The sequence below is a fragment of the Gilliamella sp. wkB108 genome, assembly GCF_001690195.1.
In the GTDB taxonomy this organism is placed as follows: Bacteria; Pseudomonadota; Gammaproteobacteria; order Enterobacterales; family Orbaceae; genus Gilliamella; species Gilliamella apicola_L.
The window spans coordinates 1-15,865 of sequence record NZ_LZGM01000016.1 but is presented as its reverse complement, the minus strand read 5'-3'; the positions used below and the strand labels follow the sequence as shown (position 1 = coordinate 15,865).

General features: G+C 36.1%; 15 protein-coding genes, 1 rRNA gene and 1 pseudogene. 14 read left to right on the top strand and 3 right to left on the bottom strand.

Annotation, left to right across the window (positions count from 1 at the left end):
• Positions 1 to 34: 34 nt before the first annotated feature.
• The 3 genes from A9G11_RS02065 (at position 35) to kdgR (ending at position 2,149) form a co-directional block, all read left to right on the top strand.
• Positions 35 to 829, top strand: coding sequence for a gluconate 5-dehydrogenase (locus tag A9G11_RS02065; protein WP_065617973.1), 795 nt, complete (start codon positions 35 to 37; stop codon positions 827 to 829).
• An 86-nt stretch (positions 830 to 915) separates the two neighbouring features.
• Entirely contained in the window at positions 916 to 1,236 is a 321-nt protein-coding gene (locus A9G11_RS02060; RefSeq protein WP_065617880.1) for a cupin domain-containing protein, read from the top strand.
• A 118-nt stretch (positions 1,237 to 1,354) separates the two neighbouring features.
• Entirely contained in the window at positions 1,355 to 2,149 is a 795-nt protein-coding gene (kdgR, locus tag A9G11_RS02055) for a DNA-binding transcriptional regulator KdgR (RefSeq protein WP_081298383.1), read from the top strand.
• 9 nt (positions 2,150 to 2,158) lie between these two features.
• On the opposite strand, the gene A9G11_RS02050 is transcribed toward kdgR, so the two are convergent.
• The 3 genes from A9G11_RS02050 to tusB all read right to left on the bottom strand — a co-directional run bounded on the left by A9G11_RS02050 (position 2,159) and on the right by tusB (position 4,268).
• Positions 2,159 to 3,265, bottom strand: a complete 1,107-nt coding sequence (locus A9G11_RS02050) for an anhydro-N-acetylmuramic acid kinase (RefSeq protein ID WP_065617878.1) — start codon at positions 3,263 to 3,265, stop codon at positions 2,159 to 2,161.
• Between the two features lie 4 nt (positions 3,266 to 3,269).
• Complete coding sequence (locus A9G11_RS02045; protein ID WP_065617877.1) at positions 3,270 to 3,833, bottom strand: Sua5/YciO/YrdC/YwlC family protein; 564 nt, start codon at positions 3,831 to 3,833, stop codon at positions 3,270 to 3,272.
• Between the two features lie 150 nt (positions 3,834 to 3,983).
• Positions 3,984 to 4,268: a sulfurtransferase complex subunit TusB gene (gene tusB, locus A9G11_RS02040; protein WP_065617876.1), complete on the bottom strand. Its 285-nt coding sequence runs from the start codon at positions 4,266 to 4,268 to the stop codon at positions 3,984 to 3,986.
• A 136-nt stretch (positions 4,269 to 4,404) separates the two neighbouring features.
• Here tusB and tsaE point away from each other — a divergent pair, with 136 nt between their 5' ends.
• The 11 genes and pseudogenes from tsaE to A9G11_RS01985 all read left to right on the top strand — a co-directional run.
• A complete protein-coding gene (tsaE, locus tag A9G11_RS02035) occupies positions 4,405 to 4,875 on the top strand; it encodes a tRNA (adenosine(37)-N6)-threonylcarbamoyltransferase complex ATPase subunit type 1 TsaE (RefSeq protein WP_065617875.1) in 471 nt (156 codons plus the stop codon).
• A gap of 66 nt (positions 4,876 to 4,941) precedes the next feature.
• Positions 4,942 to 5,646 (top strand): annotated as a pseudogene (locus A9G11_RS02030) (N-acetylmuramoyl-L-alanine amidase); the annotation flags it as partial.
• Positions 5,647 to 5,666: 20 nt separating this feature from the next.
• Positions 5,667 to 7,520 carry a DNA mismatch repair endonuclease MutL gene (gene mutL / locus A9G11_RS02025; RefSeq protein WP_065617873.1) on the top strand — a complete coding sequence of 618 codons (1,854 nt, stop codon included), beginning with the start codon at positions 5,667 to 5,669 and terminating at the stop codon, positions 7,518 to 7,520.
• Positions 7,517 to 8,428, top strand: a complete 912-nt coding sequence (gene miaA / locus A9G11_RS02020; protein WP_065617872.1) for a tRNA (adenosine(37)-N6)-dimethylallyltransferase MiaA — start codon at positions 7,517 to 7,519, stop codon at positions 8,426 to 8,428. The genes mutL and miaA overlap by 4 nt, the downstream gene beginning before the upstream one ends.
• Positions 8,429 to 8,729: 301 nt before the next feature.
• Positions 8,730 to 8,975, top strand: coding sequence for an RNA chaperone Hfq (gene hfq / locus A9G11_RS02015; protein WP_065617871.1), 246 nt, complete (start codon positions 8,730 to 8,732; stop codon positions 8,973 to 8,975).
• 21 nt (positions 8,976 to 8,996) lie between these two features.
• Positions 8,997 to 10,292 (top strand): ribosome rescue GTPase HflX, encoded by a 1,296-nt coding sequence (hflX, locus tag A9G11_RS02010; protein ID WP_065617870.1) that lies wholly within the window; start codon positions 8,997 to 8,999, stop codon positions 10,290 to 10,292.
• A gap of 23 nt (positions 10,293 to 10,315) precedes the next feature.
• On the top strand, positions 10,316 to 11,542 hold the full coding sequence (hflK, locus tag A9G11_RS02005) for an FtsH protease activity modulator HflK (protein WP_065617869.1): 1,227 nt from the start codon (positions 10,316 to 10,318) through the stop codon (positions 11,540 to 11,542).
• A gap of 15 nt (positions 11,543 to 11,557) precedes the next feature.
• Positions 11,558 to 12,529, top strand: coding sequence for a protease modulator HflC (gene hflC, locus A9G11_RS02000; RefSeq protein WP_065617868.1), 972 nt, complete (start codon positions 11,558 to 11,560; stop codon positions 12,527 to 12,529).
• Between the two features lie 19 nt (positions 12,530 to 12,548).
• The gene (locus A9G11_RS01995) at positions 12,549 to 13,847 is read left to right on the top strand and encodes an adenylosuccinate synthase (protein ID WP_065617867.1); all 1,299 of its coding nucleotides are present in this window, start codon (positions 12,549 to 12,551) and stop codon (positions 13,845 to 13,847) included.
• 88 nt (positions 13,848 to 13,935) lie between these two features.
• On the top strand, positions 13,936 to 15,117 hold the full coding sequence (gene purT / locus A9G11_RS01990) for a formate-dependent phosphoribosylglycinamide formyltransferase (protein ID WP_065617866.1): 1,182 nt from the start codon (positions 13,936 to 13,938) through the stop codon (positions 15,115 to 15,117).
• Between the two features lie 300 nt (positions 15,118 to 15,417).
• Positions 15,418 to 15,865 (top strand): 16S ribosomal RNA (locus A9G11_RS01985); the annotation flags it as partial.

Sequence of the window (15,865 nt, the reverse complement as noted above, 5' to 3'; positions counted from 1 at the left end):
TATCTGAAATATATTGGAGAATATAATTATGTCGATTTTAAATAGATTTTCACTTAACAATAAAATTGCTCTTGTTACCGGCGCTTCTTATGGTATCGGTTTTGAAATTGCAAAAGCACTTTCGTCCGCTGGAGCAAAAATCGTATTCAATGATATTGTTCCAGAAAATTTACAAAAAGGACTTGATGCTTATAAAGCAGCAGGTATTGATGCTCATGGTTACCTATTTGATATTACCGATGAAGTAGCGGTTAAACAAGCCATTACTCAAATAGAAAAAGAGCATGGCGTTATTGATATTTTAGTAAATAATGCCGGTATTATTCAGCGAAAACCTATGCTGGAAACCAGTGCTGCTGATTATAGAAAAATTATTGATATTGATTTGACCGGTCAATTTATTATGGCTAAAGCTGTATTACCATCAATGATAAATAAAGGTAGTGGAAAAATTATTAATATCTGTTCAATGATGAGTGAACTTGGTCGTGAAACCGTTGTCGGTTATGCTTCGGCAAAAGGTGGATTAAAAATGTTAACCAAAAATATCTGTTCAGAATTTGGTCATGCCAATATTCAATGTAATGGTATTGGTCCGGGTTATATTGCCACACCACAAACTGCGCCATTACGTGAAAAACAAACTGATGGCTCTCGTCATCCGTTTGATCAGTTTATTATCGCTAAAACACCTGCTGGACGATGGGGTACACCTGATGATTTAGCCGGTGCAGCCGTTTTTCTTGCTTCTGAGGCGTCAAATTTTGTTAATGGTCATATTCTTTATGTTGACGGTGGCATATTAGCTTATATAGGAAAACAACCTTAATTTATAGCATTTTATATTTGTTAATCAAAGAGATAATAAGTTGTTATTATTATCTCTTATTCGTTATGTGATTGTAGGAGATCTTCATGTTTTGCTTTAATTCAGATGTAGAATTAAATGATTTAGGTAATGGGGTTAAGCGTAAAATTTTGGCGCATGATGGTAATATGATGGCTGTTGAAGTACATTTTGAAGTAGGCGCTATTGGCGCAATGCATCATCATCCACATGAGCAATTAACTTATGTTTTATCTGGCGAATTTGAATTTACTATCGGTAGTGAAACCAAAATTGTTCGAAGTGGTGATACATTATATAAAAAACCAAATATTGAACATGGATGTGTTTGTAAACAGGCAGGCGTTCTTCTCGATGTGTTTACGCCACAAAGATTGGATTTTTTATAAAATAGCTAGTAAAACAGATCATAACTAATTATGATATATACCCAACTGTGTTAATTAGTTATATTTTTTCAATTAATATCAATAACGTGGCTAATTTTAGTAAGGAGATTTGCTCATTATGAACGATAGTTCACCAGAATCGGTTGCTTCGGTCTTAAAAGTTTTTGGAATTTTAGAGGCTTTATCTGAATCGAAAGATATTGCAATATCAGAATTATCGCAAAAAGTAATGATGCCGAAAAGTACAGCTTATCGCTTTTTACAAACAATGAAGACGTTAGGTTATGTCAATCAAGAAGAAGATTCAGATAAATATTCACTTAATTTGAAATTACTCGATTTAGGTAATCGAGTGCTGTATCACCAAAATTTCTTAGCAATTGCTGATTTAGAGATGCGAAAACTAAGAGATAAAACTAAAGAAACCGTACATTTAGCCGTGCGTGAAGGTGATCAGATTATTTATATTAATAAAGTTGCTTCAGAACAATATAGTCTTTGTTTAACTTCTAAAATTGGTAATCAAGCAAGTATTCATGCCAGTGGCTTAGGTAAAGTTTTGCTTGCTTGGTTAGATGAAGAGAGCAAAAGAAGTTTAGTTGATAACATCACTTTTGACCAATACACACCGAAAACGATCACGGATAAACAAGCCTTTTTAGCTGAACTAGATGAAGTTAAACGTTGTGGATATGGTAAAGATGATGAAGAATCAGAGCTAGGTTTACGATGTTTTGCTGTGCCTATCTATAATCGTTTAGGAAACATTATTGCCGCATTAAGCTTATCGACCTCTATTTTCAGATGTAAGACTCCGGAAGATGAAGCTAAATTGGTCAATGAAATAAGTCAATGTGCAGCTAAAATTTCAGAATTAATTGGATTTAATAAACCAGCAAAATCCTCTGAGTAACTGGTTAAATTATCGGTATATCACACCTAAGCTAACAGCTTGGCTAGCACCTGTAACTTCAGGAATATTTGACGGTATCTCCTCGATTTTACAATAAGCCAGCCAAGCAAATGCCATAGCCTCCATATAATCACTATTTATCCCTTTTTCTGTGGTAGTCAATACTGACCATTTAGGGAGCAAATTGGCTAATCTTTGCATAATTAATGGATTTTTTGCTCCCCCACCGCAAACTAACAGTTCACAAGGCAGCGTTTTGATGACAGAGAGTTTATTTAATTCTTGTGCAATCGATAGAGCGGTAAATTCAACCAGCGTAGCTTGAATATCTTCTGCTTTTAAATGAAAACCAGTCAATTTTTGATAGAGCCAAGCGAGATTAAATAGTTCACGTCCGGTACTTTTGGGTGGTGCTAATTGAAAATATGGCTCTTGTAATAATTTTTTTAATAGATCAATATTAATTTTACCGGTTTTGGCCCATTGGGCATTGTTATCATAGGCCTTTCCAAGATGTTGATGTATCCAACTATCAAGTAATACATTGCCAGGACCTGTGTCATAACCCATAACCGGTAAATTGGGTATTAATACTGTAATATTACTTATTCCGCCGATATTTAATACCACACGATTAATATTAGGATCTTGTAGTACCGCTTTATGAAAAGCTGGTACTAAAGGCGCACCTTGTCCACCATAAGCCATATCTTTACGACGAAAATCAGCAATCGTTGTGATCCCTGTTTTTGCCACAATAATGTTGGCATCACCAATTTGCATGGTAAATGGATAGTGACCCGTTGGTGAGTGATAAATTGTTTGCCCATGACAACCAATAGCCTTAATTTTATATTTATCAATTTGATTTTCTACTAAAAATTGATTGATACTTTGAGCATATAGTTTACCAAGTCGATGATCGATCTCACCTAAATTTTGTAATGTTGTTTGTTTATTTTCACAAAGTGTAAGTAGATCCTGTTTAAGATCGGGTGGCATTGGGTAACAATTACTGGCGAGAGAAGTGACTTTTTCAGTTGAAATATCTACTAACACAATATCAATACCATCCATGCTAGTTCCTGACATGACTCCAATATATAAATTTTGCATAAGCTTATCCTTGCCTAATAATCTGACCCGTTTGAATGTCTCTGATTTCTGAAGGTTGCGATCTTTGTCCTGTTTCACCTTCTAATATCGGGAAATTTGCACCAAATTGTTTTTCGATCTCACTAAAAGTGCGACATGGTTCATGAGCAGAAAGATTGGCGCTGGTTGATACTAAAGGTTTACCAAAAAGATCGCATAATTTACACACTAGTGGATGATTAGTAACGCGTACGGCAATGGTATTAAATTTACCAGTTAAAAAATAAGGGGTTTTAATATTTTTGGGTAAAATCCAAGTAACCGGTCCCGGCCAACTCATCAAAGCTTGTTGTTTTTGCGCAGTAGTTAACATTGTTTCATCGATATAAGGTTGGAGTTGTTGATAATCACTGGCAATTAAAATTAAACCTTTTTCAATACTTCGTTGTTTTAATTCAAGTAATTTTAATACGGCTGTTTCACAATCGGGATCGCAACCTAATCCAAAAACAGCTTCGGTTGGATAAGCAATAACTTCACCTTTTTTTAACAGCTCATAACTTTCTGTTAAGGTTAATAAATTTGCCATTAAGATTTAAAATTTAGTTAACGATAAATGAAAATTATATTAAACCTAGGTGTCAGTATTTGCAAATTTGCGTGAGTGAATTACTCATGTGGTGTTCATATTTTATAATATTGATCTATAAAAGCTTGGTATAAATTGGTTTGTTAATGATCATGATTGCCAATTCATTTGCGGATAATATTTTGCTGTCAGTGCAATAACTTGCTTCATATTAATTACTTTTACTCTTGGATCGATCAGCTGACTTAATCCACGAGCATTAATGTCACTGTCTAAAATGTAGCAATTATTTGTTTTTTCGATAATGTTATTTAATAATATGTTACCTTTTAATGAAATAAAAACACCATTTTGCCAAAATAGTACAACATCTTGTGCTGAAATAAGTTGTAGATCAATTGCTGATTGATTAGCGGTTGCGATAGTATGTAACATGATTTTACACTTTTATTATATTTAAACGTATAGTTAACCTGAAACTTCTTGTCAAAAAATCAAGATAATGTTGTTTCGTGCATCTTCAAGGGTTATTAGTATATAATAAACACTATTTATTGAGCAAAGAATCTGTATGAAACCGACTATTTTAGCTAATGAGCAAGAAACAATTGCATTTGGTAAACAGCTAGCTAACGGCTGTTTAAATTATTTATCTATGCATGATAGTGTTATTGTGATCTATTTAATTGGTGATCTAGGTGCAGGTAAAACAACTCTAAGTCGGGGATTTTTGCAACAATTAGGGCATACAGGGGCGGTAAAAAGTCCAACTTATACTTTGGTTGAACCTTATCAATTTGCTAACTTTTCGGTTTACCATTTTGATTTGTATCGCCTTAATGATCCAGAAGAGTTAGAGTTTATGGGCATTCGTGAATATTTTTCATCGCGCTCTATTTGTTTAATTGAGTGGCCCGAGCAAGCTCAAGGTGTATTGCCAAAAGCTGATATTGAAATTCATTTGACCTACTTAGCACTTGAACGGACTGTTTGCGTGAAAGCAAAAAGTGATATAGGTCAAGCTATTATTAACTTATTATAATAAAAACGCGCGATAAAAAACGAAATGAAAAAAATACTTACTTTTTTTATGTTACTGCTACTTTGTAGTTCTGTATATGCCGCAAAAGTGGTTATTGCTGTTGATGCTGGACATGGAGGTAAAGACGCTGGTGCTATCGGTCAAAATAAGTTATATGAAAAGACGGTGACGCTCTCAATCGCTAAGAAATTAATTAACCTATTAAATAAAGATCCGAGTTTTAAAGGTGTGTTAACCCGAACTAGTGATAATTTTATCTCGGTTTTTCAACGTTCTGAAATTGCCCGTAAAAATAAAGCCAATCTATTAATATCGATCCATGCTGATGCCGCGCCTAATCGAAGTGCAACAGGTGCATCAGTTTGGGTTCTTTCAACTAAACGCGCTGATACAGAGCTTGGTCGCTGGATCGAACAGGATGAAAAACAATCGCAATTATTAGGTGGTGCAGGTGATGCCCTGAGTGATGATCATGATCCCCATTTAAGTCAAGCGGTACTCGATTTACAATTTTCCTATTCTCAGCGAGTAGGTTATGAGTTAGCTACTCAAGTCTTAAAAGAGATGAATGGTACTATTAAATTGCATAAGCGTAAACCCGAACATGCAAGCTTAGGGGTGTTACGATCACCGGATATTCCTTCAATCTTGGTCGAAGTTGGTTTTATTTCAAATGAAAGTGAAGAGAGTTTGCTAAATAGTAATGCTCATCAAGATAAAATCGCTAAAGCGATCTATCAAGGTATCAAAAATTATGTAAAACAAAATCCAAAGTTTGGAGAGCGACATTAATGGCAATTCATATTCTATCACCACAATTGGCTAATCAAATTGCTGCTGGTGAAGTGGTAGAACGCCCCGCATCTGTCATCAAAGAGTTAGTTGAGAATAGTCTTGATGCCGGTAGTACCCAAATTGATATAGATCTTGAGCAAGGCGGTTGTAAATTAATTCGCATTCGTGATAACGGTTGTGGTATTGCTAAAGACGAATTGGCGTTAGCGCTTGCTCGCCATGCTACTAGCAAAATTAGTACACTCGATGATTTAGATGCTATCGTCAGTCTTGGATTTAGAGGAGAAGCTTTAGCGAGTATAAGTTCTGTATCTCGCTTAACCTTAACTTCTCGAACAACAAATCAATCTGAAGCTTGGCAAGTTTATGCTGAAGGTCGAGATATGACGCCAACGATTAAACCGGCAGCTCACCCTGTTGGTTCGACCGTTGAAGTGTTAGATCTTTTTTATAACACTCCTGCGCGTCGTCGTTTTTTAAAGACCGAAAAAACAGAATTTATGCATATTGAGGAGTTTGTAAGACGTATTGCACTTGCTCGACCGGATGTAACTTTTAATTTACAACATAATGGTAAATTGGTTAAACAATATCGATCTTCATCACTTGAAAAAAGAGTTGAGTTAGTTTGTGGACGTGCTTTCATGCAAAAAGCGGTGAAGTTGGATTGGCAACATGATGACTTATTGATTCAAGGTTGGGTTGCAAGCAGCGAAACAAGCGAACTACAATATTTTTATGTCAATGGTCGAGTTATTAAAGATAAATTACTCAATCATGCTTTACGTCAAGCTTATATAAGCCGAACCAATGAACAACAAAGCTATGTAGTCTTTTTACAAATAGATCCTAAACAAGTTGATGTTAATGTTCACCCAGCTAAACATGAAGTTCGTTTTCATGAAGCAAGGTTAGTTCATGATTTTGTTTATCAAGCAATTGTCATGGCATTAGAATCTAATTTACCTATTGTTGATGATAAAGTTGCACTTGCGCCCAATCGACAAGCAGCTGGTGAGAATATTTTTGATCACCCTTCTAATCCAAAACCCAATTTGTCATCTAATCAACCAGCGAAAAAGGTTACTAGTCATATAAAAGAAAATGCGCTATATGCTCAATTAGTTAATGTGGTTAATGAGCCGGAAAAAAAATCAACTGAGCGTTTACAACCACCATTATTATCCCAAGATGATAAGCAAATAACCTCATCACAAAAAGCGGTTATTGACGCTTTGTTTCCTAAACGAAATTCACCTTTACAATCATTACAACAGCAAATTGACTGTTCTTCTTTAGTTCAATTTGGTCGGGTATTAACCGTTATTCAACCTGATATTGCATTGCTTGAAAAGTATGAAGATAATCAGCAAAAATTAATGTTAATGAATTTACCAATTGCTCAGCAAAGAGTAACAGCAATAAAGCTATTATCGCAAGAATCTGAAAAACTACTTATTCCTTTAACCATCTTAATTAACCACAAAGAGCAACAAACACTGGCTAACTATAAACCGCAATTGCTTTTTTTAGGTTTTGATTTTCATGTTGAAAAAGCCAAATTGTATCTACAAAATGTACCTAAAATGTTACGTACAATGAACTGGCAGCAGTTACTACCAGCCTTGATTGCTTTTATATCTTCATCTGAACAGGTAACATTAGATCCGACCATAATTGCAAGTTGGTTAGCTAACCAGTGTGATGACAGTCGTACCGTAAGTTGGAGTGTAGCTAAAGTTATTCAATTATTGGCTCAGTTAGAACAAATCGATACTAATTTGTTACAACAGGAAACATTTTTACACACACTTGATATATCATTATTTACTCAATCATTTTTATCATGAATAAACCAAAAATTATCTCGTTAATGGGGCCGACAGCATCGGGTAAAACCGCGTTTGCTATGGAACTTTATGATCGTTATCCAATTGATATTATTAGTGTTGATTCTGCATTAATTTATCGGGGTATGGATATTGGTACCGCTAAACCAAGCAAGCAAGAACAACAAAAATATCCACATAAATTGATTGATATATGCGATCCTTCACAAAGTTACTCTGCGGCAAATTTCAGACATGATGCGCTTGCTGAAATTGAAACATCATTAAAAAATGATCGCATTCCACTTTTAGTGGGTGGAACAATGCTCTATTTTAAAGCTTTAATCGAAGGTCTATCCCCACTTCCGGCTGCTAATAGTGAGATCCGTCAACAAATTGAAGAAAAAGCTAATAAATTGGGTTGGCAGGCCATCCATGAGGAGTTAAAAAAAGTAGATCCAATTTCGGCACAAAGAATACATCCCAACGATCCACAACGCCTTAATCGGGCTTTAGAAGTTTATTTAATTTCAGGTAAAAGTTTGACCGAACTAACACAAAATAGTGGTGAAGCGTTACCCTATGAAATTATGCAATTTGCTATCATGCCAGAAGACAGATCTATTTTACATCAACGTATTGAAAAGCGCTTTATACAGATGTTGGAGCAGGGCTTTGAGCAAGAAGTAAAAGTACTGATGCAACGTTCAGATCTACATTTAAACTTACCTTCTATTCGTTGTGTAGGGTATCGCCAAATGTGGGAATATCTAAATGGTGATATCAGCTATGATGAAATGGTATTTAAAGGTATTTGTGCAACTCGTCAACTCGCCAAAAGACAAATTACTTGGTTAAGAGGTTGGAAGCAACCTATCACATGGTTAAATAGTGATAATATAAATGCTACATTTAACAACCTGTTTTAGTTAGCATCATTAATTATCTACCCGGTAGCTTATTGTCTTGCCATTTTTACCAGCAACAAAAGTTCATGTTGTAAAGAAGTTTCAGGTTAAACTAATGTTTCAGTATATTCCTTAGTTAAGATTTTATCAATTTATACAAATTTTAGTTATTTGTGCATAAATTTTGGCTGATTGGTTTAAGATAGGTGCTTTTTATGTTAATTTAAGTAATAATACTGTGGCGTGTCGCAGTCAGATAAAAATGCGAGTACAGTTTTATTTCTTCATCTTATTATTTTATTTCATCTTAAAGGAAATACTCATGTCAAAAGGGCAGTCATTACAAGATCCTTATTTAAATTTGCTACGTCGCGAACATATTCCGGTATCAATTTATTTGGTTAATGGCATCAAATTACAGGGACAAATTGAATCGTTTGATCAGTTTGTGATTCTATTAAAAAATACTGTAAGCCAAATGGTCTACAAACATGCTATCTCAACAGTTGTACCATCAAGACCTATTTCTGGTTTGATATCTCAACCTGAAGAGGAAAGCGAAAGCTGATTATTTCAGTGGAGAGTTTGATTGTTTGAGCGATATAAAGGCGGTGAATCAGCCTTATTAGTCCACGTATTTTTTCCTCAAGAAAGCGATATCGAGGATCTTAAAGAGTTTGAAGTTTTAGTTTCTTCAGCTCAAATAGATATTCTCGATATCGTGACTACCTCCAGAAAAGCACCGCAAGCGAAATACTTTGTTGGTGAAGGTAAAGCACTCGAAATTGCTGAAAAAGTTAAACAACTTGAGGCTTCAGTCATTTTAGTCAATCATACATTAACGCCAACTCAAGAACGTAATCTCGAAAAATTATGTGAATGCCGAGTCGTTGATAGAACAGGATTAATATTGGATATTTTTGCCCAAAGAGCCAGAACTCATGAAGGCAAATTACAAGTTGAATTAGCACAGTTACAGTACCTATCAACTCGTTTAGTGCGAGGTTGGACTCATTTAGAGCGACAAAAAGGTGGGATTGGCTTACGTGGACCAGGTGAAACACAATTAGAAACAGATAGACGATTAATTCGTCATCGAATTCAATTAATTTTATCAAGACTAGCCAAAGTCGAAAAACAGCGTAATCAAAATCGCCAATCACGTAATAAAGCTGATTTATCAACCATATCGCTAGTTGGTTATACTAATGCCGGTAAATCAACACTCTTTAATGTACTAACCAATGCAGATGTTTATGCCGCCGATCAACTGTTTGCTACACTCGATCCCACCTTAAGACGCATCAATGTTGAAGATGTTGGTGAAGTCGTTCTTGCTGATACTGTTGGTTTTATTCGCCATTTACCACATGATTTAATTGCTGCTTTTAAAGCTACCTTGCTTGAAACTCAAGAAGCAACATTATTATTACATGTGGTTGATGCCGCTGATCCTAATATATTGGACAACATGCATGCTGTAGATGAAGTTCTATTTGAAATACAAGCGCATGACATCCCAACGCTTATCATTATGAATAAAATCGATTTAATTGAAGGTAAACAAGCGAGTATAGATCGTGATGAAAATGGTATACCAATTCGTGTTTGGATTTCTGCACAAAATAGTTTAGGATTAGATCTCCTATTTATCGCATTAAAAGAGCGACTTGCTAAACAGATTCAAATTTGTAAATTGAATTTACCCACTCATTTAGCCAAATTAAGGAGTCGTTTGTATCAGCTAAATGCGGTAGAAAATGAATTTATTAACGACGATGGTAGTTTTCATTTGGATGTGAGAATGCCCTCAATTGAATGGAATCGTCTCTGTAAACAAGAGCCAGATCTGTTATACTTAATCAATACGCAAAATAACAACTAATTGTTAAATGGAGCATATAAAATATGGCGTGGAATCAGCCCGGAAATAACGGACAAGATAACGATCCATGGGGTAATAATAACAACAAAAAACCTTCCGGTTCATCGGTTGGTTTATTGGATAAAATTAAAAACCTCTTAAAAAAAGGTAATTCAAATAATAATAAAGGTTCTTCAGGAATTAAACTACCTATGAATGCCTCTAAAATAATAGGTATAGTAGTTGTTGTATTAATTTTTATTTGGGGAATCAATGGATTTTATACAATTAATCAAAGCGAACGTGGTGTTGTTACTCGTTTTGGTCAAGTTCAATCAGAAATACTTCAGCCTGGTTTAAATTGGCGCCCAGCGTTAATTGACAAAGTCTATAGAGTTGATACACAAGGTACCAAAAATTTTGATGTGACAGGACTTATTGTCACCACAGGCGAAAACTTGGTTAAAGTTCAAATGAATGTGCAGTATCGTATCAGTAATCCTGCAAAATATTTGTTTAAGGTGACAAATGTTGATAATAGTCTAACTCAAGCTGCCGATAGTGCGCTTAGAACAGTTGTGGGAAGTTCAAATATTGATGCAATCATCTCTGACGGTAGAGCGGTGCTTGAAAGTAGTACTAAAGACGAACTAGTTCGGGTTATAACTAATTATGATATGGGGATTACTATTGTTGACTTGAATTTCCAAGTTGCAAGTCCACCAGACCAAGTACAAGATGCTTATGCTGATGCTATCCGAGCTCAAAGCGATAGTGAACGAGAAATTAAACAAGCAGAAGCGGATAAAGTTCAATTAGTTCAACAAGCTGAAGGACGTTCAGCGAGAATTTTAGCTGATGCCAATGCTTATAAAGTTAAAGTAGAACTCGAAGCTACCGGTGATATAGCACGCTTTGAACAAATATTACCACAATTTAAAGCGGCTCCAGAAATTACCAAAGAGCGTTTATATATTGAAACTATGGAAAAAATATTAGCGAAAACCAACAAAGTGGTTGTTAATGATAAAAGTGGTAATTTAATGGTATTGCCATTAGAGCAATTGTTAAAAAACAAAGGCGAACAAGCTTCAAATTCCAATACATCTAATTCAGAGAGTGATTATAATTTTAACTTACCTAATTCTTCTGAAATGTTAAAAAGCTTACCGCCGACGCAATCCGAGTCAAAAAATGGCGTAACAAATAGTGACAATAGTAATAACAATGATGTTCATACTAGAAAATCAACAAGAGAATTGGGACGATAAGGAGAAAAATTGAGTATGCGAAAATTATTGATCCCTCTGGTTTTAATTTTAATTGGTGCTTTCTTTTCAAGTGCCTATGTCATTGAAGAAGGTTACCGAGGTGTTGTTTTACGGTTTAATAAGATTATTGGTTTATCTGAACCCGGCTTACATTTTAAAATACCCGGTATGGATAGCGTCAAAGTTATAGATGCAAAAATTCAAACAACCAATAGCTCCAGTAGTCCTAATGAAAGTAACGAACAAAGATTTTTTAATGTACAGAAAAAGGAACTCATTGTTGACTATTTCGTACAATGGAAAATTATAGACTTTAATCGCTATTATGAAACTGTGGCAGGCGGTAATAATGTTGAAGATTTACTCTTAGCAAGATTAAATGGTCGCTTACGAGCAGAAATCGGTAAATTGAGTAATGAAGACATTATTAATGATTCTAACGCCGATACAACATCACGTAACTCTCTCATGATTCGAGTAAAAGATGCTTTAAATGGTACTACTCAAGTTGCTGTAGAAAATGAACCAATTGAAAAATTGGTTGCCGATACCCAAAAAGATCCTGAGAGTACTAAAACTAGCCTAAGGGCATTTGGTATTGAAGTAATTGATGTTAGAATTAAAAAAATAAACTTCCCAACAGAAGTATCCGAATCGATTTATGCCCGAATGAGAGCAGAACGAGAAGTTATCGCGCGAGATAAACGATTCGAAGGGGTTAGAAAGGCTGAAGAAGAACGAGCAAGAGCGACCCTGCAAGCAACTAAAATTTTATCAGAAGCTCAACGACAATCACGTACTATTCGTGGTGAAGGTGATGCTAATGTGGCTAAGCTTTATGCCGATGCTTTTGGTAACGATTTAGCGTTTTTTAGCTTTATCCGAAGTTTAAAAGCTTATGAACAAAGTTTTACAGGTAATGATGTTATGGTCATCAGCCCTGAGAGTGAATTTTTTCAATACATGAAATTGAAATCTATTAAATAACACAATGAGTAAATAATTTATGAGTAATAATGTTGTTGTGCTCGGTACACAATGGGGTGATGAAGGCAAAGGTAAAGTTGTTGATTTACTCACAGAAAAAGCTAAATATGTTGTACGTTATCAAGGTGGACATAATGCTGGCCATACTTTAGTTATTAATGGTGAAAAAACAGTTCTCCATTTAATTCCTTCAGGTATATTACGTAACGATGTTATTAGTATTATTGCTAATGGTGTTGTGCTATGCCCGGACGCTCTAATGAAAGAGATGAAGGCACTTGAAGATAAAGGTATTCCTGTCAAAGAAAGATTGCTTATTTCTGAGTCTTGTCCTTTAATTCTTCCGTATCATATAGCGCTTGATCAGGCAAGAGAAGTTGCCCGTGGAAGTAAGGCCATTGGCACCACTGGACGAGGTATTGGACCTGCATATGAAGATAAAGTCGCTCGCCGTGGACTTCGTGTTGGTGATTTGCGCGACCGTGCTGCATTTGCTGAAAAATTGAAAGAAGTAATGGCTTATCATAATTTCCAATTAGTTAACTATTACAAAACAGAAGCTGTTGATTATCAGAAAGTTCTTGATGAGACGCTAGCCATTGCTGATATTCTAGTTGACATGATTGCTGATATACCAGCGCTTTTAGAAGATGCTCGTAAAAAGGGCGAAAGAATCATGTTTGAAGGCGCACAAGGCACATTACTTGACATTGATCACGGTACTTATCCTTTTGTAACATCATCAAATACTACAGCAGGTGGCGTTGCAACGGGATCTGGTTTTGGTCCTCGCTATGTCGGTTATGTGCTAGGTATTGTTAAAGCTTATTCTACCCGAGTTGGTGCAGGCCCATTCCCAACAGAATTATTTGATCATATCGGTGAATATCTTTGTCAGCAAGGTAACGAATTTGGTGCTACAACAGGTCGTCGTCGTCGTACAGGTTGGCTTGATGCAGTTGCTGTTCGAAAAGCGGTACAACTTAACTCAGTTTCTGGTTTTTGCTTAACTAAGCTTGATGTATTAGATGGACTTAAAGAAGTGAAAATCTGCGTAGGTTATCAATTACCAAATGGTGAAGTAATCAAAACTGCACCGGCTGCTGCTGAAGAGTGGAGCTTAGTCAAACCAGTTTATGAATCAATGCCGGGTTGGGAGGAGTCAACTTTTGGTATTAAAAGTTATGATGCATTACCACATGCAGCCAAAGCTTATATTAAACGAATTGAAGAGTTAACTGAAACGCCAATTGATATTATCTCAACCGGACCAGATCGAAGTGAGACCATGATCTTACGAGATCCTTACCAAGTATAATCGTAAATATCAAAAAATCGGGATAATAGTCCCGATTTTTGTTTTTAGCATATCTGAACAATATATAGGTTAAGTATTAGAGGTAGTTATGACCAAATTAGGTACTCCACTCTCATCTTCATCGACTAAAGTCCTACTTTGTGGTGCTGGCGAGCTTGCTAAAGAAGTCGTAATTGAATTACAACGATTGGGTTGCGAAGTCATTGCTGTAGATAGTTATGCTAATGCACCGGCAATGCAAGTAGCTCACCGCTTTCATATTATTAATATGCTTGACGGCAATGCTTTAAGAAAAGTCATTGAAGCTGAAAAACCAGATTATATTGTTCCTGAAATTGAAGCAATTGCAACAGCTACTTTAGTTGAGTTGGAAAAAGAAGGATTTACCGTTATCCCAACAGCAAAGGCAACACAACTTACCATGAATAGAGAAGGTATACGCCGTCTCGCCGCTGAAGAATTAAAATTACCAACATCGCCTTATCAATTTGCTTCGAATGAAGTTGAATTTCGAAAAGCGGTACAAGAACTTGGTTTCCCTTGTTTAGTAAAACCGGTTATGAGTTCGTCAGGAAAAGGACAATCTTTGCTACGAAGTGAAACTGATCTTGATACTGCATGGAAATTTGCTCAAGAAGGTGGGCGTTCTGGTAAAGGGAAAGTCATTATAGAAGGCTTTATTGACTTTGATTATGAAATTACTCTATTAACCGTTAGCCATATTAACGGTATTTCATTTTGTAAGCCTATAGGTCACCGACAAGAAAACGGTGATTACCGTGAATCTTGGCAACCACAACCCATGTCTAGCCAAGCTTTAGCACTATCTGAAGAAATTGCTACTAAAATAACAGCAGCATTAGGAGGGTATGGTGTATTTGGTGTTGAGTTATTTGTTAAAGGGGATCAAGTGTGGTTTAGTGAAGTATCTCCTCGTCCTCATGATACAGGCATGGTGACATTAATTTCTCAAAATCTATCTGAATTTGCTCTACATGCTCGGGCTATTTTAGGCTTACCAATAACCAATATTGAATTATATGGTGCAAGTGCATCAGCAGTAATAATAGCTAATGGCTATTCAAAAGAAGTCTCTTTTATTAATATAGAAAAGGCGCTTAATGAACCACAAACTGATATACGTTTATTTGGCAAACCTGAAGTAAAAGGTACAAGACGAATGGGCGTGGCTCTGGCTCGTGCAGAAAATATTCAAGAAGCCGTCAATAAAGCTATCAAGGTGGCTAAACAAATAGAAATTGCTCTATAACAAGGTGATTTGAATAAAAAGCAATCACTCAATTCAAAAAAGACAAAAAAACTAAAATAGGGGTTGACGAGGCAAAGTGAAGTGAGTAATATACGCAACCCTTGAGACAGCAAACCAATTCAATAAAAGATTGGTAAAATGATAAGCTGTCAGCTCTTTAAAAATTAAGAAACAGACAATCTGTGTGGGCACTTGCGAGACGAAAGAATAAAGTCTACGGACTTAAAAGATAAAGTCTTGATAAGTGACACTGAAGATTCATTTGAATATGTCAGAGACAGTTATTGAGCATCAAACTTTAAATTGAAGAGTTTGATCATGGCTCAGATTGAACGCTGGCGGCAGGCTTAACACATGCAAGTCGAACGGTAACATGAGTGCTTGCACTTGATGACGAGTGGCGGACGGGTGAGTAAGGTATGGGGATCTGCCGAGTGGCGAGGGACAACAGTTGGAAACGACTGCTAATACCTCATAAAGTTGAGAAACCAAAGCATGGGATCTTCGGACCATGTGCCATTTGATGAACCCATATGGGATTAGCTAGTTGGTGGGGTAAAAGCTCACCAAGGCGACGATCTCTAGCTGGTCTGAGAGGATGACCAGCCACACTGGAACTGAGACACGGTCCAGACTCCTACGGGAGGCAGCAGTGGGGAATATTGCACAATGGGGGAAACCCTGATGCAGCCATGCCGCGTGTATGAAGAAGGCCTTCGGGTTGTAAAGTACTTTCGGTGATGAGGAA

Excerpts from the sequence above, each read along its gene's own strand:
- A9G11_RS01995 (WP_065617867.1), top strand. The coding sequence starts at position 12,549 with ATGAGTAATAATGTTGTTGTGCTCGGTACACAATGGGGTGATGAAGGC.
- tsaE (WP_065617875.1), top strand. The coding sequence starts at position 4,405 with ATGAAACCGACTATTTTAGCTAATGAGCAAGAAACAATTGCATTTGGT.
- miaA (WP_065617872.1), top strand. The coding sequence starts at position 7,517 with ATGAATAAACCAAAAATTATCTCGTTAATGGGGCCGACAGCATCGGGT.
- hfq (WP_065617871.1), top strand. The coding sequence starts at position 8,730 with ATGTCAAAAGGGCAGTCATTACAAGATCCTTATTTAAATTTGCTACGT.
- tusB (WP_065617876.1), bottom strand. The coding sequence starts at position 4,268 with ATGTTACATACTATCGCAACCGCTAATCAATCAGCAATTGATCTACAA.
- A9G11_RS02050 (WP_065617878.1), bottom strand. The coding sequence starts at position 3,265 with ATGCAAAATTTATATATTGGAGTCATGTCAGGAACTAGCATGGATGGT.
- A9G11_RS02060 (WP_065617880.1), top strand. The coding sequence starts at position 916 with ATGTTTTGCTTTAATTCAGATGTAGAATTAAATGATTTAGGTAATGGG.
- purT (WP_065617866.1), top strand. The coding sequence starts at position 13,936 with ATGACCAAATTAGGTACTCCACTCTCATCTTCATCGACTAAAGTCCTA.
- A9G11_RS02045 (WP_065617877.1), bottom strand. The coding sequence starts at position 3,833 with ATGGCAAATTTATTAACCTTAACAGAAAGTTATGAGCTGTTAAAAAAA.
- kdgR (WP_081298383.1), top strand. The coding sequence starts at position 1,355 with ATGAACGATAGTTCACCAGAATCGGTTGCTTCGGTCTTAAAAGTTTTT.
- mutL (WP_065617873.1), top strand. The coding sequence starts at position 5,667 with ATGGCAATTCATATTCTATCACCACAATTGGCTAATCAAATTGCTGCT.
- hflK (WP_065617869.1), top strand. The coding sequence starts at position 10,316 with ATGGCGTGGAATCAGCCCGGAAATAACGGACAAGATAACGATCCATGG.
- hflC (WP_065617868.1), top strand. The coding sequence starts at position 11,558 with ATGCGAAAATTATTGATCCCTCTGGTTTTAATTTTAATTGGTGCTTTC.